The organism is Pseudoalteromonas sp. SR41-4 (assembly GCF_014163985.1).
GTDB lineage: Bacteria > Pseudomonadota > Gammaproteobacteria > Enterobacterales > Alteromonadaceae > Pseudoalteromonas > Pseudoalteromonas rhizosphaerae.
The window spans coordinates 1-23,488 of record NZ_JACJEI010000006.1; the positions used below are offsets into that span (position 1 = coordinate 1).

21 protein-coding genes are annotated in these 23,488 nt (G+C 41.4%); 13 read left to right on the plus strand and 8 right to left on the minus strand.

The features are described 5' to 3' along the window. Positions 1–47: 47 nt before the first annotated feature. From H5180_RS06300 to priA, 5 genes are all read right to left on the minus strand, one after another. Positions 48–422 (minus strand): gamma-butyrobetaine hydroxylase-like domain-containing protein, encoded by a 375-nt coding sequence (locus H5180_RS06300; RefSeq protein WP_182757922.1) that lies wholly within the window; start codon positions 420–422, stop codon positions 48–50. Between the two features lie 96 nt (positions 423–518). Then, on the minus strand, positions 519–1,847 hold the full coding sequence (hslU, locus tag H5180_RS06305; protein WP_145238493.1) for an HslU--HslV peptidase ATPase subunit: 1,329 nt from the start codon (positions 1,845–1,847) through the stop codon (positions 519–521). An 11-nt stretch (positions 1,848–1,858) separates the two neighbouring features. Beyond that, complete coding sequence (gene hslV, locus H5180_RS06310) at positions 1,859–2,377, minus strand: ATP-dependent protease subunit HslV (protein ID WP_145238496.1); 519 nt, start codon at positions 2,375–2,377, stop codon at positions 1,859–1,861. 80 nt (positions 2,378–2,457) lie between these two features. Continuing rightward, entirely contained in the window at positions 2,458–2,988 is a 531-nt protein-coding gene (locus H5180_RS06315; RefSeq protein ID WP_182757923.1) for an SPOR domain-containing protein, read from the minus strand. Between the two features lie 21 nt (positions 2,989–3,009). After that, positions 3,010–5,196 carry a primosomal protein N' gene (gene priA, locus H5180_RS06320; RefSeq protein ID WP_149982625.1) on the minus strand — a complete coding sequence of 729 codons (2,187 nt, stop codon included), beginning with the start codon at positions 5,194–5,196 and terminating at the stop codon, positions 3,010–3,012. A 233-nt stretch (positions 5,197–5,429) separates the two neighbouring features. Here priA and rpmE point away from each other — a divergent pair, with 233 nt between their 5' ends. Beyond that, a complete protein-coding gene (gene rpmE / locus H5180_RS06325; RefSeq protein WP_145238505.1) occupies positions 5,430–5,642 on the plus strand; it encodes a 50S ribosomal protein L31 in 213 nt (70 codons plus the stop codon). A 564-nt stretch (positions 5,643–6,206) separates the two neighbouring features. Next, the gene (locus H5180_RS06330) at positions 6,207–7,448 is read left to right on the plus strand and encodes a malic enzyme-like NAD(P)-binding protein (RefSeq protein ID WP_145238508.1); all 1,242 of its coding nucleotides are present in this window, start codon (positions 6,207–6,209) and stop codon (positions 7,446–7,448) included. 109 nt (positions 7,449–7,557) lie between these two features. Here H5180_RS06330 and metJ read toward each other — a convergent pair whose 3' ends face one another. Next, the gene (metJ, locus tag H5180_RS06335) at positions 7,558–7,878 is read right to left on the minus strand and encodes a met regulon transcriptional regulator MetJ (protein WP_016709540.1); all 321 of its coding nucleotides are present in this window, start codon (positions 7,876–7,878) and stop codon (positions 7,558–7,560) included. A gap of 235 nt (positions 7,879–8,113) precedes the next feature. On the opposite strand from metJ, the gene metB reads away from it, so the two are divergent. After that, on the plus strand, positions 8,114–9,376 hold the full coding sequence (gene metB / locus H5180_RS06340; protein ID WP_145238511.1) for a cystathionine gamma-synthase: 1,263 nt from the start codon (positions 8,114–8,116) through the stop codon (positions 9,374–9,376). 6 nt (positions 9,377–9,382) lie between these two features. Then, a complete protein-coding gene (gene metL / locus H5180_RS06345) occupies positions 9,383–11,728 on the plus strand; it encodes a bifunctional aspartate kinase/homoserine dehydrogenase II (protein ID WP_182735070.1) in 2,346 nt (781 codons plus the stop codon). Between the two features lie 81 nt (positions 11,729–11,809). Here metL and H5180_RS06350 read toward each other — a convergent pair whose 3' ends face one another. Continuing rightward, positions 11,810–14,305: a penicillin-binding protein 1A gene (locus H5180_RS06350; RefSeq protein ID WP_182757924.1), complete on the minus strand. Its 2,496-nt coding sequence runs from the start codon at positions 14,303–14,305 to the stop codon at positions 11,810–11,812. Positions 14,306–14,437: 132 nt separating this feature from the next. Between H5180_RS06350 and H5180_RS06355 the strand changes: the two genes are divergently transcribed. The 9 genes from H5180_RS06355 (at position 14,438) to H5180_RS06395 (ending at position 23,336) form a co-directional block, all read left to right on the plus strand. Then, positions 14,438–15,517, plus strand: coding sequence for a pilus assembly protein PilM (locus tag H5180_RS06355; protein ID WP_145238520.1), 1,080 nt, complete (start codon positions 14,438–14,440; stop codon positions 15,515–15,517). Then, the gene (locus H5180_RS06360) at positions 15,505–16,068 is read left to right on the plus strand and encodes a PilN domain-containing protein (protein WP_145238523.1); all 564 of its coding nucleotides are present in this window, start codon (positions 15,505–15,507) and stop codon (positions 16,066–16,068) included. The genes H5180_RS06355 and H5180_RS06360 overlap by 13 nt, the downstream gene beginning before the upstream one ends. After that, positions 16,068–16,688, plus strand: coding sequence for a type 4a pilus biogenesis protein PilO (locus H5180_RS06365; RefSeq protein ID WP_182735072.1), 621 nt, complete (start codon positions 16,068–16,070; stop codon positions 16,686–16,688). Before H5180_RS06360 ends, H5180_RS06365 begins: the two co-directional genes overlap by 1 nt. Continuing rightward, entirely contained in the window at positions 16,685–17,221 is a 537-nt protein-coding gene (locus H5180_RS06370) for a pilus assembly protein PilP (protein ID WP_182731697.1), read from the plus strand. Before H5180_RS06365 ends, H5180_RS06370 begins: the two co-directional genes overlap by 4 nt. Further along, the gene (locus tag H5180_RS06375) at positions 17,208–19,292 is read left to right on the plus strand and encodes a type IV pilus secretin PilQ (RefSeq protein ID WP_182731698.1); all 2,085 of its coding nucleotides are present in this window, start codon (positions 17,208–17,210) and stop codon (positions 19,290–19,292) included. The genes H5180_RS06370 and H5180_RS06375 overlap by 14 nt, the downstream gene beginning before the upstream one ends. Before the next feature lie 184 nt (positions 19,293–19,476). Beyond that, positions 19,477–19,995 (plus strand): shikimate kinase AroK, encoded by a 519-nt coding sequence (gene aroK / locus H5180_RS06380; protein ID WP_008466255.1) that lies wholly within the window; start codon positions 19,477–19,479, stop codon positions 19,993–19,995. A gap of 25 nt (positions 19,996–20,020) precedes the next feature. Continuing rightward, entirely contained in the window at positions 20,021–21,091 is a 1,071-nt protein-coding gene (gene aroB / locus H5180_RS06385) for a 3-dehydroquinate synthase (protein WP_182735074.1), read from the plus strand. Then, positions 21,091–22,431 (plus strand): AAA family ATPase, encoded by a 1,341-nt coding sequence (locus H5180_RS06390; RefSeq protein ID WP_182757925.1) that lies wholly within the window; start codon positions 21,091–21,093, stop codon positions 22,429–22,431. Before aroB ends, H5180_RS06390 begins: the two co-directional genes overlap by 1 nt. Before the next feature lie 53 nt (positions 22,432–22,484). Then, entirely contained in the window at positions 22,485–23,336 is an 852-nt protein-coding gene (locus H5180_RS06395) for a Dam family site-specific DNA-(adenine-N6)-methyltransferase (RefSeq protein WP_149982636.1), read from the plus strand. Here H5180_RS06395 and H5180_RS06400 read toward each other — a convergent pair. Further along, positions 23,299–23,484 carry a DUF2970 domain-containing protein gene (locus H5180_RS06400; RefSeq protein ID WP_145238545.1) on the minus strand — a complete coding sequence of 62 codons (186 nt, stop codon included), beginning with the start codon at positions 23,482–23,484 and terminating at the stop codon, positions 23,299–23,301. The genes H5180_RS06395 and H5180_RS06400 overlap by 38 nt on opposite strands. Between the last annotated feature and the right edge of the window lie 4 nt (positions 23,485–23,488).

Consider the following 23,488-nt stretch of genomic DNA (forward strand, 5'->3'; position numbering starts at 1 on the left):
AAACTCGCAAACTCGCAAACTCGCAAACTCGCAAACTCGCAAACTCGCTAAGGTACAAACTTGATCGGTACGCTGTCTTTATTGGCTTGATGTTCTGCGAGGCGTTGTTGGTAGGTTTGCCATAAATCGTCATGTTGGGCTTGTAGGTGGCTGAAGTATGCCCAGCTAAATAAACCGCTGTTGTGGCCATCGTCAAAGTCTAAACGCAGTGCGTAGTGGCCGACTGGCTCGATGTTTTTGATGCTAACCTGCGATTTACCGAGTACCAATTTCATTGGTTCGTTACCATGGCCTTGTACTTCGGCAGACGGTGAATGAACACGTAAAAACTCACAGCTAAAGGTGCAATGACTGTTATCGTCAAAATATACATCAAGGGTTTTACTAACGGTGTGATGATGTACCTTGATCACTTGCTTCATTGTTATACCTTTGTGATTAACCTAGAACCTAGAACCTAGAACCTAGAACCTAGAACCTAGAACCTAGAACCTAGGCTCTAGATCCTAGTTTTAAAATTAAAGAATAAAGCGGCTTAGGTCTTCATCTTCAACCAGCGCACCTAAGTGCTGCTCTACATAAGCGGCGTCAATCACGATGCTGCTGCCTGCCTGCTCGGATGCATCATATGAAATTTCTTCCATTAGTTTTTCCATCACAGTGTGTAGACGACGAGCACCGATGTTTTCGGTTTTCTCATTTACTTGCCATGCAGCTTTGGCAATGCGCTCAATGGCATCGTCGCTAAACTCAACATTTACTTGCTCTGTTTTAAGTAGTGCATGTTGTTGCTCGGTCAGTGAGGCATGTGGTTCGGTTAAAATACGTTTAAAGTCGTCAGCGGTTAATGCTTCAAGCTCTACACGAATAGGTAAGCGACCTTGTAGTTCTGGGATCATGTCAGATGGTTTTGCCATTTGGAATGCGCCAGAGGCAATAAACAACATATGGTCAGTTTTCACCATGCCATGCTTAGTGCTCACGGTTGAGCCTTCAATCAGTGGCAGTAAGTCACGCTGTACGCCTTCACGGCTTACGTCTGGACCTGATGATTCTCCGCGCTTACAGATTTTGTCTATCTCGTCGATAAACACAATACCGTTTTGTTCGGCTGCGAAGATTGCTTGCTCTTTTAGCTCTTCAGGGTTTACTAATTTAGAGGCTTCTTCTTCAACCAATAATTTAAACGCTTCTTTAATTTTAAGTTTGCGTTTAGTGCGCTTGTCACCCGCCATATTTTGGAACATGCCTTGCAACTGGTTGGTCATTTCTTCCATACCAGGTGGTGCCATGATCTCAACATTTGGTTGTGCTTGGGCTAAATCAATATCAATTTCTTTATCGTCTAATTGACCTTCGCGTAATTTTTTACGGAAAATCTGACGCGTTGAAGAGCCTTCATCGCGTTGGCTTTCACCAGACGAATCTTTAGCTGGAGTCAGTAGTGCATCTAAAATACGTTCTTCGGCAGCTTCTTCTGCGCGATGTTTGAATTTTTTAGTTTGTTGTTCACGGGTCATTTTGATTGATACATCAACCAAGTCGCGAATGATGGTTTCAACTTCTTTACCAACATAGCCCACTTCAGTGAACTTAGTCGCTTCGACTTTAATGAAAGGCGCGTTGGCAAGTTTTGCTAAACGACGGGCAATTTCAGTTTTACCAACACCGGTTGGACCAATCATCAGGATATTCTTCGGCGTTACTTCAGCGCGAAGATCTTCATCTAATTGCATGCGGCGCCAGCGATTACGAAGGGCAATAGCCACTGCTTTTTTTGCTTTTGCTTGACCAATTATATGCAGGTCAAGTTCATGAACGATTTCTCTGGGAGTCATATCAGACATAGCAGTTCCTATTACAATTCTTCGATGGTTTGAAAGTTATTTGTGAATACACAAATGTTGCCGGCAATTGTCAGGCTTTTTTCAACAATTTCGCGGGCGCTTAAATCGGTGTTTTCAAGTAGGGCAGTTGCAGCTGATTGGGCAAAGTTACCACCACTACCAATGGCAATTAAATCATTTTCAGGCTGCACAACATCACCGTTACCAGTAATTATCAGTGAGGCTGTGGAGTCGGCAACAGCAAGCAATGCTTCGAGTTTGCGCAAGGCGCGATCGCTACGCCAATCTTTAGCCATTTCAACAGCGGCTTTGGTTAGGTTGCCTTGGTGCATTTCAAGCTTGCTTTCAAAACGTTCGAACAGGGTGAAGGCATCAGCAGTGCCGCCAGCAAAACCGGCGATCACTTTGCCATTATAAAGGCGTCGAACTTTGCGGGCGTTGCCCTTCATTACGGTGTTACCAAGTGAAACTTGGCCATCGCCACCAATGACGACTTTATCGCCGCGACGTACACTTACAATAGTGGTCATGTTATTCCTCATCATCGAGTCGCAGGGGCGACTCGTTAAAAGCGATTGATGATGAGTTAATATGGGTTAATGGGCTAAAATCAAGTCCAATTCCAAATTCCGCAACCAGTTATTTTGCTACGCTTTAGTTTGTTTTTATCACTTTCGGCTAAACGTTTGGTTTTATAAGGACCTAAACGCACTTTATACCAGACACCTTTAGTGCCGGTTGTTTCACGAATTTCGGCGATTAATCCGGCAAATGCAATTTTAGCTTTTAAGGTTTCTGCTTGGCCATGGGTTCTGAACGAACCGCATTGCATTACATAAGGGCCTTTTTGTTCAAGCTCTCTTACTTCAACTTGAATTTCATGCTCTTTGATTTCTTTTATGAATTCAGGAGGGCGTGGTTTAGGCAACTCTTGTTGCACTTTTGCAGGTGTTGGGTTTGCTTGTTGTTCAACCAGCTTTGGATCTGCATTGGTTTTGACATACCATAAACCAAAACTAAAACCGCCAACAAGTAGTACGGTAACCAGTACTAATAATACGGGGAATGGTTTTTTCGGTGGCGCTGTTTTTTTGCTATTACGGTTGCCCGGTTTTTTATTAATAAAATCGTGTTGTGCCATGGTGGTATTGGGCTTCTAACCTTAAATCATATCTATTGGATCTACATCTAAGCTCCATCGCACCTTTTGCGCTAATTTACTGGTACTTAAGTAGTCTACCATTTGCGCGAGATATTGGTGTAATAGAGGGCGTTCGAGCGCTTGAATATGCAATTGAAAGCGATATTTCCCCGCAATTCGCTCGAGCGGTGCAGGGATCGGACCTAGCAATTGTATACCAGTTAGACCTTGGACTGGAACTAAATCTGTTAAAAAATCGACCACTTGCTTTATGTTGTGACCTTCAGCGCGGACAATCGCCATATTAGTTATTGGTGGTAGCTGTGCGTCATCGCGCTCTTGCAGTGCAAAACGGGCGAAATCTTGATAACCATTATTGACTAAATCTTGTAATAAAGGATGCTCGGGAAAGTGAGTTTGCAATAATACATGACCCGGTTCGCCACTGCGCCCAGCACGGCCAGCCACCTGAGTAACCAATTGTGCTAAATGCTCTGTGGCACGAAAGTCGCACGAGTACAAGCCGCCGTCGACATCAAGGATCAATACTAAGCTCACATCAGCAAAGTGATGACCTTTGGCAAGCATTTGGGTGCCAACTAAAATCCGTGCACCGCCTTGGTTTATATCGTCTAGGGCTTTTTCTAAACTGCCTTTACGACGCGTTGAGTCGCGGTCAATCCGGCTAATCGGGGTATCAGGAAACTCGGTAGTTAAAAACTCTTCTATTTGTTCGGTGCCTTTGCCGTTAGGAAATATTTGTGTACTACCACAATCTGGACATTGGTGCGGCACGCGTTCTTGCTCACCGCAGTGATGGCAAATCATCTGGCCGATGGCTTTGTGAAAAGTCGCACTAGTGCTGCAACGTGTGCACTCACTTAACCAACCACATTCATGGCAAATCAGGGTAGGCGAAAAACCGCGACGGTTTAAAAATACCATCACTTGTTTGCCTCGTTTTAAATGCTGACGCATAGTGGCAAGACTGGCATGAGCTATACCGGCTTGATCCGGCTGGCCTTTCATATCAATCAGCTGAAATTTATTGTCGGTACTGGTTTGCGCACGTTGCGTTAGGCTCAGTAGTTGGTATTTATTATGAATTGCCTTATGCAAGGTTTCGAGCGCCGGGGTTGCTGAGCCTAAGATCAGCGGTATTTTATGTTGAAAAGCGCGGTATGCGGCTAAATCACGGGCATGGTAACGTAAGGTATCTTGTTGTTTAAATGAACCGTCATGTTCTTCATCAACAATGATCATACCAAGCTTTAAAAATGGTAAAAAGATACTCGAACGTGTACCAATCACAATTGCGCAACTGGCTTTTTCACAAAAGCGCCAAGTTTGTAAGCGTTCGTTATCGGTCAGTGCTGAATGCCACAGCATAATCGGCGTATCAGGAAAGCGACGACGAAATCGATTAACCGTTTGTGGCGTAAGGCCAATTTCAGGCACTAGTACGAGTGCTTGTTCACCGCGTTTTAAAACCTCTTCAAGGCATTGTAAGTAAACCTCGGTTTTACCACTGCCAGTAACACCTTCTAGTAAAAAGCTATTGAAACCGACCGCTTGATTAATGGTGGTACAGGCTACTGCTTGCTCTTTATTTAGAGTCGGCTTAGTGCCTACGGTGGGGAGTTGTTGTTGCCATTGGTTGTCGTGTTCAATCGTTTGGCTGATCAGCTCTTTGTTAAGTAAGCTGTCGATAGTTTTTTTACTAAACCCCAGCGCTTTTAATTCTGTAAGTGATGATTTACCCGAATCTGCCAGTTGTTTGAGTAAGCTTAGTTGGCTCTTTGCTTTTAAAGACGGTAATTTAGCGCCTTTTTCAGTTAGTGCCACCATACTAATACTGCTTTTATCTGGGCACAGTCCTTGACGCAGCGCGCCAGGCAGGGCGATATGAATTGTTTCACCTAGTGGGTAGCAATAATAGCGCGCAGTAAAACGCAATAATTCGATATGTCGCTCTGATAAAACGGCTTCATCATCAATCACTTCAAGCACTGCTTTAAGTTTATTAACCGGCACATCGGTGTTGGTTTTTAGCGCCAGTACTACCGCAACTTTGCGCTGATTACCAAATGGCACCCATACCCGCGCACCGACTTTAGGCATCACCGATAAACCATCGAGTTGCTCTGGAATGCGATAATCAAAGGTGCGATGCAACGGTACTTTTATAGCAACTTCAACAAAACTCATAACAACCCAAACAAGAACGAATAAGGGAGTTAATGTACTAAAATTATGGCTGAAAACCTACCTGCAAATATCTTCTTTAAAACTTTTGTTCATTTTATTAGCAAAAACGACATTTAAAGCTTGTAGCAAGTGGGGTTGTTGCTTAGAATACGCGTCCTAAATAATTTGTTTTAACGACGTATGGTGCCAGACTCCGGGTTTGGAGAGCGATGCGGCCTTAACTAGAGGTTTCTATGAAAGAAGGTATTCACCCTAAGTACGAAGTAATTTCAGCATCATGTTCATGTGGAAATAAATTCGAAACTCGTTCTACTCTGTGTAAAGACATTCACTTAGACGTATGTTCTGCGTGTCACCCGTTTTACACTGGTAAGCAAAAAGTTTTAGACACAGGTGGCCGTGTTGATCGCTTTAACAAGCGTTTCGGTTCACTTAGCAGCAAGTAATTCTTGTTGTTTTGTCGGAAAAAGCACCTTAGGGTGCTTTTTTTTATGCCTGCTATTTATTAAAAACACCGCCTTTTAGTCTTTATTTCTTGCTCTAGTGCTCCAGCTTTACGCATTCATTATGTTGTGACTATTTCCCACTTTTATATCCAGTATAGCGAGTAAATAACAGACAAATAGTGATTTGTTGACTATATTGTCATTCTCGTTAAAGCGATAAATTAAACGTTTTTGTCGGTAAAGTTAGGTCTTTTGCGGTTAAATGTTGTTAACGTCTTACTTTGATGGTTTTTAGTCATAGGTCATTATTTTTGCTTTAAAGCGTTGCATAATGAGCATTTTAAGATGGGTTTTTTGATGCTTTGTGGCGTTTTTATAGCCGAAAATTGAAGCTTTTTTGCAAAAAATGCTGACAAAACGCATAAAATTAACGGATATAGCATATAACAGGATAGACCTGATATTGCTTGAATTTAATTATAATATAGGTATCGTTCCCTATAAGATATAAGAACTGCTTACTCTCACTTTCAACTTAACTTACTTGCAGGATAAAATCGCGTTATGTCAGACTTTCGTGAACAAGCTTTACATTACCATTCGCACCCCGTTCCAGGAAAAATTAGCGTTGAGCTTACAAAGCCAGCTGAAACCGTACAGGATCTTGCACTCGCATACAGCCCCGGTGTTGCAGAACCGGTACGTGAAATAGCTGCTGATCCCGCTAATGCCTACAAATACACCGGTAAAGGCAATATGGTTGCGGTTATTACTAACGGCACCGCTATTTTAGGTTTAGGTAACTTAGGTCCATTGGCTTCAAAACCGGTTATGGAAGGTAAAGCGTTATTATTTAAACGCTTTGCGGGTCTAGATTCGATAGATATTGAGGTGAAACACAATACCACCGAAGATTTCATCAATACAGTTGCTAACATAGCTGATACGTTTGGCGGTATTAACTTAGAAGACATTAAAGCGCCAGAGTGTTTTGAAATAGAAAAAGCATTGATCGAGCGTTGTAGCATTCCAGTGTTCCACGACGATCAACACGGTACCGCGATTGTAACGGCTGCTGGTATGATCAACGCACTTGAAGTACAAGGCAAAGAAATCGAAGATGCGATTATCGTTTGTTTAGGAGCCGGTGCCGCAGCGGTTGCGTGTATGGAGCTACTGATCAAGTGTGGCGCATTGCGTGAACATATTTACATGTTAGATCGTAAAGGCGTTATTCATACTCGTCGTGATGATTTAAACGAGTACAAACAGTTATTCGCTAACAATACAGATAAGCGCACACTGCAAGATGTTATTGCTGATGCCGATGTATTTGTTGGTGTATCTGGCCCGAATTTACTTTCTCCTGACGATCTTAAGCTAATGGCTGATCGACCTGTAGTGTTTGCCTGTTCAAACCCAGATCCAGAAATCTCTCCAGTGCTTGCTCATGGTGCTCGCGATGATTTAATCATGGCAACGGGTCGTTCAGATTATCCAAACCAAGTTAACAACGTGCTGTGTTTCCCATTTATTTTCCGTGGTGCGCTAGATGTGCGTGCAAGCAAAATTAATGATGAAATGAAAATTGCTGCGGTTGACGCTATTCGTAGCATTGCTAAAGAACCAGTACCAGCGGAAGTATTAAAAGCGGCGGGTGTTGAGACACTTGAATTTGGTGCGCAGTATATTATTCCAAAACCGATGGATCCGCGTTTATTACCGCGCATTGCCAAAGCAGTAGCGCAAGCGGCAATTGATTCTGGTGTTGCACAAATTGATATGCCGGAAAACTACATGGAGTAGCTGCTTAGCTGCAATTGGTAATGGCACAATAATAAAAACCTCAGTAACTTACGTTACTGAGGTTTTTTTGTAGCCCATTCCTGAAGCAGGAATATATACAAATGATAACTTAATCTTCGTTGAGTACAGGTACTTCGAGACCCATTTCAAGCATGATTTTTTTCACTTCTTCAGGCACTTTCTCTGGATTATCTTTACGTAAATCTTCATCGTTTGGCAGTGGTTGGCCAGTAAATGCGTGTAAAAATGCTTCACAAAGTAATTCGCTATTTGTTGCATGGCGAAGATTATTAATTTGACGACGAGTACGCTCATCAGTCAAAACTTTTAATACATTTAGCGGGATCGAAACGGTGATCTTTTTAACTTGTTCTGATTTTTTCCCGTGTTCTGCGTATGGGTGAATATATTCACCATTCCATTTAGCCATAGGATGTATCGTTGCCTCAGGTTGTTAATTGTTTGCGCGACCTTTTGCAGCGCAAAGATGGCGAAATTCTATCGTGTTAAAAAAGATAGTCAAATACTTGTTTTTTAGCCATCTAGCGGCTTAAATGTTTTTACTTCTAATCTTGCGGCTAAAACCGCATAAATGCTTTGACTTATTAAATTTGATCCTCTAACCTTTTAGACGTCTAAACATCCATTTAATTGTAGGTGACGGTATGAGTCAAAAGAATAAAGCAACCATTGCAGTACGCAATGGTATTGATGCAGATAAACATCACGGCGCGGTTGTGCCTCCCATTCATTTATCGACCACCTACTCATTTGCTGATTTTGATAAAAAGCGCCAATATGATTATGGCCGTAGCGGCAACCCAAACCGTGATTTACTCGCTGAAACGCTCGCTAAGCTTGAAGGTGGCGCTAAGGGGATTATCACTGCAACGGGCATGGCTGCGGTGCATTTAGCTACTCAGCTGCTAAACAGTGACGATACTTTAGTGATCCCACATGATTGCTATGGCGGTAGTTACCGCTTATTCACCTCACTTGAAAAGCGTGGCTTATTAAAGTTAGTGGTTTTAGATTTAACTAAATCTGAAAATCATCAAAAAATTCTTGAGATAAAACCAAAGCTAATTTGGATTGAAACACCGAGTAATCCTATCTTACGGTTAACCGATATTAAAGCGATCACCACGATTGCTAAGCAGTGCGGTGCGTTGGTTGGTGCCGATAACACATTTTTATCACCTGCTTTGCAAAACCCAATTGAGTTTGGTGTTGATATTGTGGTGCATTCGACCACTAAATATATTAACGGTCACTCAGATGTTGTTGGTGGTGCGGTGATCGCCGCTACCCAAGAGTTGGGTGATGAGCTTGCTTGGTGGGCTAATAACATTGGCATTACCGGTGCCCCGTTTGATAGCTACTTAACGTTACGTGGTTTACGTACTTTGAATGTTCGTTTACGTCAGCATCAAGAAAATGCCTTTATTATTGCCCAATATCTAGAAAACTCCCCTTATGTAAGCCAAGTATATTACCCTGGATTAGTATCTCATCCACAGCATGAACTCGCTAAACAGCAGCAACGTGGTTTTGGTGGCATGGTAAGCTTTGATATCAAAGGTGATATTAATGATGCTGCAGAATTTTTGACCAGCTTAGAAGAATTTAGCTTAGCTGAGTCATTAGGTGGGGTTGAGAGTTTGATTTGTCACCCTGCAACTATGACCCACGCAGGTATGGAGGCAACTGCTCGTCTTGCTGCGGGAGTAGGTGATACCCTGATCCGTATTTCGGTGGGCATTGAAGATGTAAAAGATTTAATCGCTGACTTAGATCGTGTATTCAATAAAGTGAAACCAGGTCAAGCTCAGCACGGCGCAAAAGTAATCGCTTCCTCTGTTCAACAACAAGATGATGAGCAATCAAGCTCATTTAAACTGACTCCTGCACATACGGCTTTGTGGTAATAAAAAATGGTAAATATAGTTCATAAATTTGGTGGTTCTAGCCTTAGTTCTGCAGAGCGTTATCAGGCCGTAGCAAATATTATTCTAGCCCATACGGAAGCCGGTGATTGTGTGGTGGTATCCGCAGCCGGTAAAACTACTAATACGTTAGTTACGCTATGGCAGAGTTACCAGCAAGGTGATCAACAGGCAGTGAGTGATATTTTATTGCAGCTTGATAATCATCAACGTACTTTGATCGAGCAGTTATTGAGTCCAGCAGCGCGACATACGGCATTAAACGTATTAGAACAAGAGCTAGCCTTAATTGCACAGCAAACTCAACAGCAAAGCTTACAGGAAGCCGCATTGCTTGCTCACGGTGAAGTTTGGTCGGCACGATTATTGGCTAGCTATTTAAAACAGTTAAATGTTGCAGCTCAAGATGTTGATGCTCGTCAATTGTTTACCCTTAATGATGGGCAATTATTACATCAAAAAAATCAACAAGCCTGTGCCGAGTTAATTTCAGCCAATTGCATTAATATTGTTACTGGTTTTATAGCCGCTGATTGCCAAGCAAATACAGTTACTTTGGGGCGCAATGGCAGTGATTACAGCGCGACTTTGTTAAGCAGTTATTGTCATGCTAGTCAGGTATCAATTTGGACTGATACCCAAGGGGTGTTTAGTACCGACCCTCGTAAAGTAAAAAAAGCGATTAAGTATTCTAAAGTATGTCGTGGCCAAGCAAACTTACTGGCGCGTTTGGGCAACCCAGTGTTACATGCTAAAACTCTCTCGCCATTAAAAAATACTGATATCAAATTAGTCGTTCGCAGTAGTTACGACAGCGAAGCTAGCGCGACAGAAATTGTCAAAGAAGGTTACAGCAAAGCTAAGCGTTTTATCACTACCTTAGAAAATATTGATTTACTGCGTATTGATCAGCTGCGTGGCGGTGAAATTGGCGAATTAAGTCAGCTTATTCAACACAGCTTGCATCACTTTATTAAAAACGGCGATACCTACTTACTAGTGCCGGCAGCAGCGACTCATCAGGTGGTGAGTCATTTGCAAGGGCGCGCTAATATTATTGAGTCGAACTTACATGGTTGCGCTGTTGTGGCGCCACGAAATGATGTAGCGCAATTATTTGAACAAGCAACGCAAGTGCTTAGTGAGCAAAGTTTAGTGCCGCGCTTTAGCCATCAAGACGCAGACTACATATTACTACTAACGGATCAATCTATTGATAGTGATGTATTGACCTTATTGCATGATAAGCTGATTAACAAAGGCCAAGAGCTTGCCATTATTGTTGCTGGCCTTGGTAATGTTGGTGAAGTATTTATTGAGCAACTAAGTCAGCAGCTTAATCGTTTGCAGCAACACTTCAGCGTTAAGCTGGTTGGTTTATTACGCTCGCGCTCTATGTTGTTCAGCCCAAGTGGTATCGTGCTTGAGCAATGGCAGTCACAGTGGCAAAACGAAGCAATAGATTACCAAGAAGCTGATTTACTGACACGTATCAGCGAACTCGATTACGAACACAAAGTGCTGATTGATATTACTGCTAGTGAAGCGTTTAGTAAGCTTTACCCGGCGTTTGTTAATTTAGATTGTCACCTGATCAGTGCTAATAAATATGCGGGCACTGCAAATAATGACTGGTATCAAAATTTACGCCGTAATTTAGCTGAACGTAACTTACTATGGCGTTATAACACCAGTGTTGGTGCGGGTTTACCAATTAATTTTGCGTTAGCTGATTTACAAAACAGTGGCGACAGTATTACCCATATTGAAGGCGTGTTCTCAGGCACTTTATCGTGGTTGTGTAGCAGTTATGATGGCAGTGTGGCGTTTTCCGATTTAGTGTTGCAAGCGCAGCAAATGGGTTACACCGAGCCTGATCCACGAGAAGATTTATCAGGGCGTGATATGCAGCGCAAACTGCTTATTTTAGCCCGTGAATTAGGGCTCACCTTAGAGCTTGATGAGATTGGCTTAACACCGTTGATGCCAGAGCAACTAGCGCAAGGTGATTGGCAGTCTTTTTTAGCTAATAAGCAGTTGCTTGATGACTTTATTGCTGAAAAAGCGCAGTTAGCTGCCAAAGAAAACAAAGTACTGCGTTATACCGGTGCGTTAACAATTGCTGATGGCAAAGTAACCGCTAAAGTCGGTTTGGCTTATGCAACACAGGGTGATGCCTTAGCTAACTTAACTCCAGGTGATAATATCTTTGTTATCAACAGTCAGTGGTATAGCGATAATGCGTTGGTGATCCAAGGTCCTGGTGCAGGCAAAGAAGTTACCGCAGCAGGCGTGCATTCTGATTTATATTGGTTAATACAAAACTTAAAATGAGCTCTGAGTTTGTAAAATAAAAAAAGCGCCGATTGGCGCTTTTTTTATGTAGCAGCGATTTTATATTGCGACATAGTAATATTAAAACAGCTCTTCTTCTGTTTTAGTCTCTTCTTCAAAAACGTTTTCTACATGCTGCATCACATACTTAGTGGGCGAGGTGCCTTTTTCAAAGTATTCAAAGCGACTAGTGTAATCGTTCTTTTGACTCAAGAGTCCCGTTGCTAGATCGATTCGTACCGACACTAATCCTTCAGGTGGCTCGATTGGTGCTTCTGGCTTATCTTTGAGTGCTACTCGCATAAAGTCAATCCATGCCGGTTGAGCTGTTTTAGCACCAGATTCTGCACCAGAGATCTGGGTATTATCCATGTTGTTGTTATAAGTCGAGCGACCAAGCGGGTTACCTGGATTATCAAATCCAACCCAGACCGAGGTCATAACATTACGGTTAAAGCCGCTAAACCAAGTATCGACAGAGTCATTAGTAGTACCCGTTTTACCGGAAAGATCGCGACGATCTAATACCTGAGCACGCCAACCGGTTCCACTCCAACCCGTTTTATGGGCCCAACTACCGCCTCCCCAAATTGCGCTATTCATCGCATCAGCTATCAAAAACGCGTTTTGTTTAGATATGATGCGCGGCGCACAATGATTTGCTGTTTGGCTGGTATTTAACCCTGTAGTGGACTCAAATTGAGTCATTGTTAGCTGAGGCGTAACAGGATCACACGCTAATAATGGTTTTGTTTTAAATAACACATTACCTGCTGAGTCTTGAATCTCATTAATAAAATAAGGGGTGATCAAATGACCGCCATTGGCAAATGTGCTCATGCCACGGGCAAGCTCTAAAGGAGTGATTGACGCACTACCTAAAGCTAGCGATTCACTGCGATTGATATCATTATTTTGAAAGCCAAATTTTAATAGGTGATCAGCTGTGCGCTGCAAGCCTACACCGCGCAGTAAGCGCACCGAAATAACGTTTTTCGATTGTGCTAAAGCACGACGAATACGGATTGGGCCGTTATATACCGCAGGGCTGTTTTTTGGTCGCCATGCAACCCCTAGGCTCTTGTCCCATTGATTGATTGGCGCATCATTTAAAATAGACGCTAAGGTATAACCATTATTCAGCGCCGCAGAATAAATAAACGGCTTAATGTTAGAGCCGACCTGACGTTTTGCTTGCACGGCTCGATTATATTGGCTTTGTTCAAAGCTATAACCGCCAACAATTGCTTTAATGCGACCATCATTCGGATCCAGCGATACTAATGCACTTGAGGCTTCAGGTAATTGGCTGAGTAGATAACTGCCATCGTCATTTTTACGTAGCCAAATTTGCTCACCTGGATTGAGTATGTCAGCAGCTGTTTTTGGTGGGAAACCTTGACGGTAACGCGTAATGTATTTGCGCGCCCATTTGAGATTATCCCAGTCTAGAGTGACTTGCTCACCACTTTTTAATAACACTGTTGCCGTTTGCTCTCCTACAGACAAAACTGCTGCCGTTAATAGCGGGGCAATTTCTTTTACCGGCTCAAGCTTTGCTAAAATTTCACTAGAGCTTAGGGCAGGTTGCGTTTCAAAATCCCACAGTTGCTGCTCTGGGCCACGATAGCCATGGCGCATATCGTATGCATGGAGATTATCAACGAGTGCTTTTTGCGCTGCGGCTTGTACGTCAGATTCAACACTGGTGTAAACTTTAAAGCCGGTATTATATGCTTTTTCGTAGCCATAACGAGCGACCATTTCTGCACGCACCATTTCAGATATATAAGGCGCATATAAGTCTATTTCGGCACCATGAAATTTTGCCGTAATTGGTTCTTGAGAGCTCTGGTTGTAGTCTGCTTGAGAGATATAACCTTCATCAAGCATACGTCTGAGTACCACATTACGGCGTGCCTTGGCGCGAACTGGGTTTCTGATCGGATTTAAAGCTGAAGGCGCTTTTGGTAAGCCTGCAATCATTGCCATTTGCGCTAAAGTTAACTCGTTTAGTTGCTTACCATAATAGACTTGTGCAGCGGCTCCGATACCAAAAGCACGATTACCTAACTCTATTTTATTTAGGTATAAAGCGAGTATTTCATCCTTGGTAAGTAAGTTCTCAATGTGTAACGCAATGAAGATCTCTTTTACTTTACGAATATAGGCCTTTTCACGTGTTAAGAAGAAGTTACGAGCTAACTGCATTGTTATAGTACTTGCGCCTTGTTTTTTCTCACCAGTTGAAATTAATACGAGCGCTGAACGTAAAATACCTATAGGATCTATACCTATATGGTCATAAAAACGGTTATCTTCAGTGGCTAAAATAGCATTTATGAGTGGTTGTGGGATCTCTTCTATAGTCACTGGAATGCGGCGTTTTTCACCGAACTGGTTGATTAACAAACCATCTTTCGAAAAGACTTGCATAGGAGTTTGTAATTGCACGTCTTTTAAAACTTGCACACTGGGGATATCAGATTTAACGTAATAATAAAGGCTTACTAAGGTAATGAGCCCTAAAAACGCGCAGATGATAAAAAATTGTAAAGTTCGTTTTAATAAAATCACTTATATTTTCCCTAAATGGACTCCCAATTAGAATCGGAGACTGCTAGTATATATTGATTAAAAAATGAATAGTATTTTTTCATATAAAAATTATAACTTGTTTATTCTTAAAACAAAGGCCAAGTTGCGAACATGCTAAGTCAACTATTGAGTAAGTCTTCATCGATGATGGTAGGGATAGATATCGGTTCACATGCTATAAAAGCAGTGTTACTGAATGAAACGGACAGTGGCTATAGGCTCGAAGCGTTAGCAATTGAGCCAATGCCAAAAGGTACAATGGCTGAGCGCAATATTCAAGATATTGAGGCGATTGGTAATATCATTACTAAATTAAAGCGTAAGTTACCAAAGTCAATTCGTTCGGCAGCAGTTGCAGTATCGGGACAAACCGTCATTACGAAAGTAATTTTTATGGATGTTACGCTTTCAGATGCAGAGCTTGAGTCGCAAATAGAAATCGAAGCTGACAGCCTTATTCCCTATCCTTTAGATGAAGTTAGCCTAGACTTTGAAAAGCTCAGTACCAACGAAGCCGATCCTTCCAAAATGAATGTGTTGCTTTCAGCTGCGCGTACCGAAAGTGTTGAAGCTCGTGTTGGTGCATTAGAATCAGCTGGCTTAATAGCAAAAGTAGTTGATGTAGAAAGCTATGCCCTGAGTCGCGCAATGGATGTGTATTATCAGCAATTACCAAGCGATGCATTTAATAAGTGTGTAGCAGTGGTCGATATTGGCGCGGTACTTATGTTGGTAAGTGTGGTACTTGGCGGTGAAACGATTTACACCCGAGACCAAGTATTTGGTGGCGATCAATACACTAACAGCATAGTAGCTTATTATAATAAAAGTTTTGATGAAGCTGAAATAGGTAAAACTACAGGCGATCTTCCGCCTAACTACACGTTTGAAGTATTGGCACCATTTCAAACCTCATTATTACAGCAAGTACGCCGCGCAGTGCAGATGTTTTTAACTACCAGTGGCAAAGATCAAATCGATTACATTGTGCTCACTGGTGGCACAGCGATGATTGATGGCCTCGATCGACTGCTAATCGAAGAACTAGGCATCCATACCATAGTGGCAGAGCCTTTTGAAAATATGGATATTTCCCATCATGTCGATCGCAATGTGTTACAGCGTCATCGTACTCAATTTGCAATAGCGACGGGTTTGGCATTAAGGAGTTTTTCATCATGCCACATATAAATCTACTGCCTTGGCGCGAACAGCAGCGCAAACAATCACAGAATAAGTTTGCCACTGTTTTGTTTTTTGTGGTGCTTGGCAGTTTTATCAGTATGTATTTACTCAGTAGTTATTACGGTAGTTTACGAGATGGTCAAAATATTAAAAATAATTACCTTTCAGCTGAAATTGGCCAATTAGATAAACGTATTAGTGAAATACGTGAATTAGACAAAAAGAAAGAAAACTTGCAGCAACGTATGCGCTTAATCGAAGAACTGCAAAGTAGTCGAAACTTGGGTACGCAAATTATGGATGAAGTTGCCAAAATTGTACCAACGGGGGTGTATCTAACTAAGTTAGAGCGTCGTGGTAGTGCAATTCATGTGGTTGGTCGTAGCGAATCAAATAATTACTTGTCAAATATGTTACGCCAAGTACAAAATTCCTATCTGCTCGAAAAGCCGATAATGCAAGGTATTATTGCTGGTGAAAAATCGTCTCGTTTATTGAGTGATTTTAATATGGAATTTTATGTAAAACCCTTTGATAAGATTGGAGAGGTTAAATAATGAACCTTGATATCAAAGCGTTAACAGAGATTGAATGGAACGAAATTGAGCTTGAAAACATTGGCGACTGGCCAATAGTTGTCAAGATTATTTGCTGCACTTTTGTAGCGGCCCTAGTATTGTTTTTCAGTTACAGCTTATTGGTTTCAGATGAAATAGATAGCTACCATAATGCGGTTAGTAAAGAAGTTGAGTTACGCAGTAACTACCGAGTGAAATACTCACTAGCGAGTAATCTAGAAATTTACCGTCAACAAATGGTTGAAATGGAAGAAAAGTTTTCTTTATTGCTAAAGCGCTTACCGACTTCAAACGAAACACCAGGCTTACTTGATGATTTATCTTATGTGGGCACGACCAGTGGCTTAACCTTTCTTAAAATTGGCTGGTTACCAGAAGTGGAAAAAGAGTTTTATACTGAGTTGCCGATTAAAATTGAAGTAATAGGTAGCTACCATGAGTTTGGTGATTTTGTTGGCAAAGTAGCGCAACTTCCTCGTATCGTAAGTTTGCATGACTTTTCAATTACTAGTTCAGATTCAGGCAAGCTGACATTTAGCGTGGTCGCCAAAACTTACCGCTACGAAGGCGGCGTGAAAAAAGTAGGGGCTAAAAAATGAAAAAATTAGCCTTGGTTTTACTCGGCGGTATTTTGGTGAGCGCATGTAACGATGATACCTCTGAGCAAAAAGAGTTTATTGATCAGGTAAAAGCCAGCACTACACCTAAAGTTGAGGCCATTCCAAAACTGATCCAATTTGAGCACTTTGAATACAATGCACAGCAACTACGTAGTCCTTTTGTTGCGCCGCAGCCAGAAATTATTCAAAATAACATGATCCAAGTTAAAAACTGTTTACATCCTGATCCTGATCGTACGCGTGAAGTTTTAGAGAAATATCCGTTGGATAATCTGGCAATGAAAGGCACACTGGGTTCTGGTGGCCAAACATGGGCATTAATTAAAGCTGCAGATGATACTTTGCACCGAGTGACTGTGGGTAATCATATTGGTTTATATCATGGTGTTGTACAAGATGTTAAAAGTGATTATATAGAATTGTTAGAATTAATACCCGACGGGTCTGGTTGTTGGAAAGAACGTCTTACGAAGCTTGAAATGTTAGAGGCGGGCTCCAATGGCACTAGTTAAAAATAAAAAAGGTAAAATTAAAATGCATAAGGGAGTATCTTGGAGTAATCGCATTCATCAGGCTTTGTTTGTTGTTATTGCCCTTTTTATCACGCAATCAGCAATGGCAACTCCGTTATTGTATGACATTCGTTATAGCCCATTAATAGCTGGAGAAACACAGTTACAGCTGGTATTTGATGAGGAGCTGAGTGAAGAACCAAAAGTTCAGGTATTTAATAACCCAGCCCGTATTGAAATGCGCTTTAATGCCACTGATGTTGAACAAGGTATAAGTGAAGTACAAATCAACCAAGGCGGTATTGAAAAAGTTAATAGTGTAGCTGCTGATGGTAACTTGATTGTCACTGTTCATTTAGAGCGTTTAAAAATTTACCAAACAACGGTTAATAATAATCTTGTTTCATTACACGTTTCCGATAATCCTATCACGTCACAAGAAGATGCTAATACCGCCAAAGAAGTGACTGGCAATTACATTAACTCAATCCAGTCTATTGATTTTCGTCGTGGTGAAAAAGGTGAAGCACGAGTATTAGTATTCTTGCAAGACACTCAAGCTGCGATTGATGTGCATGAAAGTGGCGGTAAAATTATTGCTGAATTTCATCATACCGATATTTTAGATGACTTATTATATGAGCTAGATGTGCTAGATTTTGGCACTGTGGTCAGCTCAATTGAGACATTTAAAGAAAATAATATGAGCAGGGTGGTAATAACTCCTAATGCAGCGTTTAAATTTACTTATCAGCAAATTGAAAATATCCTTACTCTTACAGTTGAAAAAGATGACTCGCAACGTTCATATTTAGAAGGTGGTAAAGAGTATCAAGGTCGGCCAATGACCCTAAACTTTCAAGACATCTCAGTGCGTGCCGTATTACAAATTATTGCCGGCTATAATGATTTCAACCTAGTAACCAGTGACTCAGTCAGTGGCAACATAACTCTGCGTTTAGATGGTGTGCCTTGGGATCAAGCTCTTGACGTGGTATTACGCGTTAAAGGTTTAGATAAGCGTATGGATGGCTCTATATTAATGGTTGCACCATCTGAAGAGCTTGCCGCCCGCGAAGCGAAAGATCTAAAAGCCAAACAACAAGTTGAAGATTTAGAGCCGCTTTATAGTGAATATATTCGTTTGAATTATGCTAAAGCGGAAGAGTTTGCTGATTTACTGAAAACCGACACTAACAGCATTATTAGTGCTCGCGGCAGTGTATCCGTTGATAAACGTACCAATACCTTGTTAATTAAAGACACCGTTAAAAGCATTGCAAGTGTTCGCCGTATGGTCGAAACTTTGGATATAGCGGTTAGACAAGTTATTATTGAGGCACGTATGGTTACTGTACGTGATAACGTAAAAGAAGACTTAGGAGTACGTTGGGGGTTTAGTGATCAACAAGGCACTGATGGTATTTCAGGTACCTTAGAAGGTGCTAATACGATTTCTAACGGCACCATTCCAAGTATTTCTGATCGCCTTAATGTAAACTTGCCTATCACAGGTGCCGCTGGCAGTATAGGTATGCACGTTGCTAAATTAGCAAATGGCACGTTACTTGATTTAGAGCTAACCGCGCTTGAAGAAGAAAACCGTGGTGAAATTATCGCAAGTCCGCGCATTACGACTGCCAACCAGAAAAAAGCACGTATTGAACAAGGTACCGAAATACCGTATGTTGAATCTGCTTCAAGTGGTGCTACAACTGTTAGCTTTAAAAAGGCAGTATTGAGTCTTGAGGTAACACCACACATCACCCCAGATAATAAAGTTATCTTGGATTTAATCATTACCCAAGATACCCGAGGTGATACGGTACAAACTGGAACTGGTCCTGCAGTTGCAATTGATACCCAAGAAATTCAAACCCAAGTACTGGTTGAGAATGGTCAAACCGTGGTACTTGGTGGTATATTCCAGCAGCAAATCATTAACTCAGTTAAAAAAGTACCATTATTAGGTGATATTCCTTACCTAGGAGTGCTGTTTAGAAGCACTAGTGAGTTCAATGAAAAGAAAGAATTGCTGATTTTCGTTACTCCGAAAATCCAAATAGAGTAATTTACACTGATTTATTCTTACACAATGGGCAATTATTGACTTTAATTGCTCGTTAATTGGCTTTTTGTTCTAATTGACTTGAAATACCCAATCAATTACTGAGATAATCCCCTCCTTAATTTTGGGGCCAGGTCGTTAGGCGGGGTTTTATTTCAAATTTTAGAGTTCGTTTGTACTAAAAGATATGGCTGAAAAACGTAATATATTTCTAGTTGGCCCTATGGGGGCTGGCAAAAGCACAATTGGTCGTCACATTGCAGATCAATTGCACCTTGAATTTGTCGATTCTGATCAAGAAATCGAACGCCGTACCGGTGCAGATATTGCCTGGGTGTTCGATCTTGAAGGTGAAGAAGGCTTTCGACTTCGTGAAGAATCTGTCATTGGCGATCTAACAGAAATGCAAGGTATTGTACTTGCAACTGGTGGTGGTTCTGTGATGAGTAAAGAAGTACGAAACAAGCTTTCGGCTCGTGGTATTGTTGTATACCTAGAGACACCTATCGAAAAGCAAGTTGCACGCACGCAGCGCGACAAGCGTCGCCCATTACTGCAAACAGAAGAAGCACCTCGTGATGTATTAGAGCGCTTAGCTGAAGAACGCGAACCGTTGTATAAAGAAGTAGCTGATTTTGTTGTACGCACTGATGAGCAAAGCGCTAAAGTTGTCGCTAATCAAATCATCGAGAAATTAGATTTTTAAATACCAATAAGAAAGGATACTAGCGATGCTTGAATTAACAGTTAATTTAGACGAGCGAAGTTATCCTATTTATATTGGTCAATCTGCTCTTCAACAGACTGACAGGCTGCATCATCATATTGGTGATTGTCGACCTATCATTATCACTAATGACACCATTGCACCTTTGTACTTAAGCGATGCAATGGCGTTATTAGCTGATTTAAATCCGCTAAGTTTTATTATTCCTGATGGTGAGCAATATAAATCACTGGAATGGTTTGAGAAAATTTCGGCTTTTTTGCTTGAAAATAATTGCGGCAGAGATACTTGCTTAATCGCCCTTGGTGGTGGTGTGGTCGGTGATCTGACTGGTTTTGTTGCGGCCTGCTATCAACGCGGAGTACCGTTTATTCAAGTACCCACTACCTTATTATCGCAAGTTGATTCATCAGTTGGCGGTAAAACGGCGGTTAACCATCCTTTGGGTAAAAACATGATTGGGGCTTTTTATCAGCCGCAAGCCGTGTTTATTGATACTCAATCATTGCATACACTTCCTGCTCGTGAATTTGCAGCCGGTATGGCTGAAGTTATTAAATATGGCTTAATTTACGATACAGAATTATTTACTTTTCTAGAAAACAACACCGCGCAATTACAGGCTTTGGATGAAGAAACCATTCAGCATGTGATTTTTCGTTGTTGTGAAATTAAAGCACTGATTGTCGCTCAGGATGAAAAAGAAGCAGGACTACGAGCGTTACTTAATTTAGGCCATACCTTTGCACATGCTATTGAAGCGCAAATGGGATACGGCCAATGGCTACATGGTGAAGCTGTTGCCACTGGCATGGTATTAGCAGCACAGCTAGCTCATACTCGTGGTGATTTAAGTGCACAAGAAGTTGCAAGGATCGTTACCTTAATAGCGCAATATAATTTGCCTAGTGAGATCCCTGATGTGATGACTGCTGAACATTTCCTTCATCATATGCGTAAAGATAAAAAGAATAAAAAAGGCACGATCCGTTTTATTCTTCCTACTCAGTTTGGTCAATGCGCGTTGGTTGATGATGTCTCAGATCAACAGGTCCGAGATTTAATAGGGCGCTAATGCAATCGCAAATCTTACCTAGCCGTGCGGCTTTGGTTGATCGGATTGCCCTACAGTTTGAATATGGGCAAAATTTAATTGTCTTACTGGGTCCTTCTGGACTTGGTAAAAGTTATCTTCTCGAAACCTTCATTACTGATAAATACAGTGATTTTAATAAGTCATTTGTGCAGCTAAGTGCGCGTATGAGTGATATGCAATTGATGAGTGAGTTACTGGAACAAAGCTTCCGCTCGCCGTTAATTGATCAAAACCTAAGCCTGTCAGAAAATTTCTACCAACTAGCTAAACAGCAAAACTGTGGTCCATGTTTATGGGTGTTAGATGGTGGACGGCATTTATCTGAAGAAATGGTCGAAGAGTTAACAGCGCTTACCAAGCATAGTCCTACTACTTTATATGTCTTACTGGCATCGCAATCAGTGGGGCAATTTAAAAGCGCTGTTGAAATTCATCTTGAAGCACTTTCAATAGCAGAAAGTAAACAGTTGATGAAGTGCTATTTTAATGATTTACCTTATGATGAAGACCCGGTATTTCAAACCTTTTTGCGCGAAGCACACGGTAATCCGAGTTTATTGTTAGCGTGGCAACCAACACAGCATACAGCTAAGGTTGTAGTCACTGATAAAGTATCTTGGCGAGTACATTTAATAACGCTGCTAGTGATTATTATGTTACTCATCATTGGCTTTTTATATAAATCTGATATGACCCGTTGGTGGCATGATTTTTATCAGCCACAACCTGAAACTCCAGTGGCGACGGCAATCGCAGTCGATACTTTAAAGCAAGCTGTAACAGAACCAGCGGTGACAATAGATTCCTCACAAGTAGAAGCTGCAGATGCTCAATCAGCTGATCAACAAGCTCAACCAGAGCAAGACAAGCCGCTTATTGATAATCCTACTCAGGAAAATAATGTTGCGGCAATACTCGATAGTTTAGCGCCAGTTGCAGAGCCTGTTGATATCACGACTAGCTTGGCTGAAGAACCCACTGTGGTAGAGCCTGTTCCTCAAGCGCAGCAAATTATGCCAGCAGATAATGCTTGGTATCTACAACAGCCGGATAGTAAGGTCGTGATCCAGTTACTAGCGGTAACTCAGCAAACAATCGCCGAGCAGTTTGTTGCTAAACAGTCGCTGCAAGTACTTGGTAAAGTCTATCAAACACGCCGCAACGATAAAATTTGGTGGGTGGTAACCTATGGCAGCTTTGATAACTTAAATGCTGCTCGCGAAGTGCTAGCAAGCCTACCTGAAGCGGTGCGTAAAAATCAGCCGTTTTATAAAAAAATCAGTAAAATAAAACAAGAAATCGCGTTACTAGATCAGTAAATTTACACTGTTTAGTGTAAAATCGCGGCACACCAGTTTGAAGTAAAGAGCCGATGCAGAAAAAGACCAGAGCCTTCCTTAAATGGGCTGGCGGAAAATACAGCTTAGTTGAAGATATTAGCGCGCGCTTAAATGAAGCGAGCAAACACGCTGATACCTTAGTTGAACCGTTTGTTGGTGCTGGCTCGGTATTTTTAAACACAGATTTTAAAGATTATATTCTTAATGATATTAATGCTGATCTCATTAACTTGTATAACGAATTAAAAAACTCTCCAGATGAATTCATCAGCGATGCTAAAAAGCTGTTTGTTGATTTAAACAATCAGCCTGACGCATATTATGATTATCGCGTACAGTTTAATCAAAGTAATGACATTTACGAGCGAGCGATCTTATTTTTATATATGAATCGCCACGGCTACAACGGTTTATGCCGCTATAACCTGAAAGGAATTTTTAATGTTCCGTTCGGTAAGTATAAACGTCCGTATTTTCCTGAAAAAGAAATGTACTTTTTTGCCGAAAAAGCGCAACAAGCCACGTTTACTTGTTTAGGTTATGACGATGTATTTAAATTAGTACCCGATAACGCAGTGATCTATTGCGATCCACCTTATGTTCCTTTGAGTAAAACGGCGTCGTTTACCTCTTATGCTAAGGGTGGCTTTAATTTAGATGATCAGGCGAATCTAGCTAATTTAGCTGAGCAAGCGGCATTTGAAAACAAAACACCGGTATTGATCTCGAATCATGACACTGTATGGACACGTAAAATATATAGCCAAGCAACGTTAGCTGAAATTCAAGTTAAGCGGACGATTAGTCCAAAAGGTGGTTCGCGCAATAAAGTCAATGAGTTGATGGCTATGTACTTAGCACCCAAGTCACCACGCCATAGATAGCGGTTACAAAAAATATAAATAAAATAATAGCGATGATAATAATACTGGTAGGCGAGTGTTGTTTAAAGTCAGCGTGACGCTTGTGCTCAGATTGCACACCAAAAAATGCCGCAACAACACTTTGTATAGCGCTGATCAGTTGCCGCACTTTA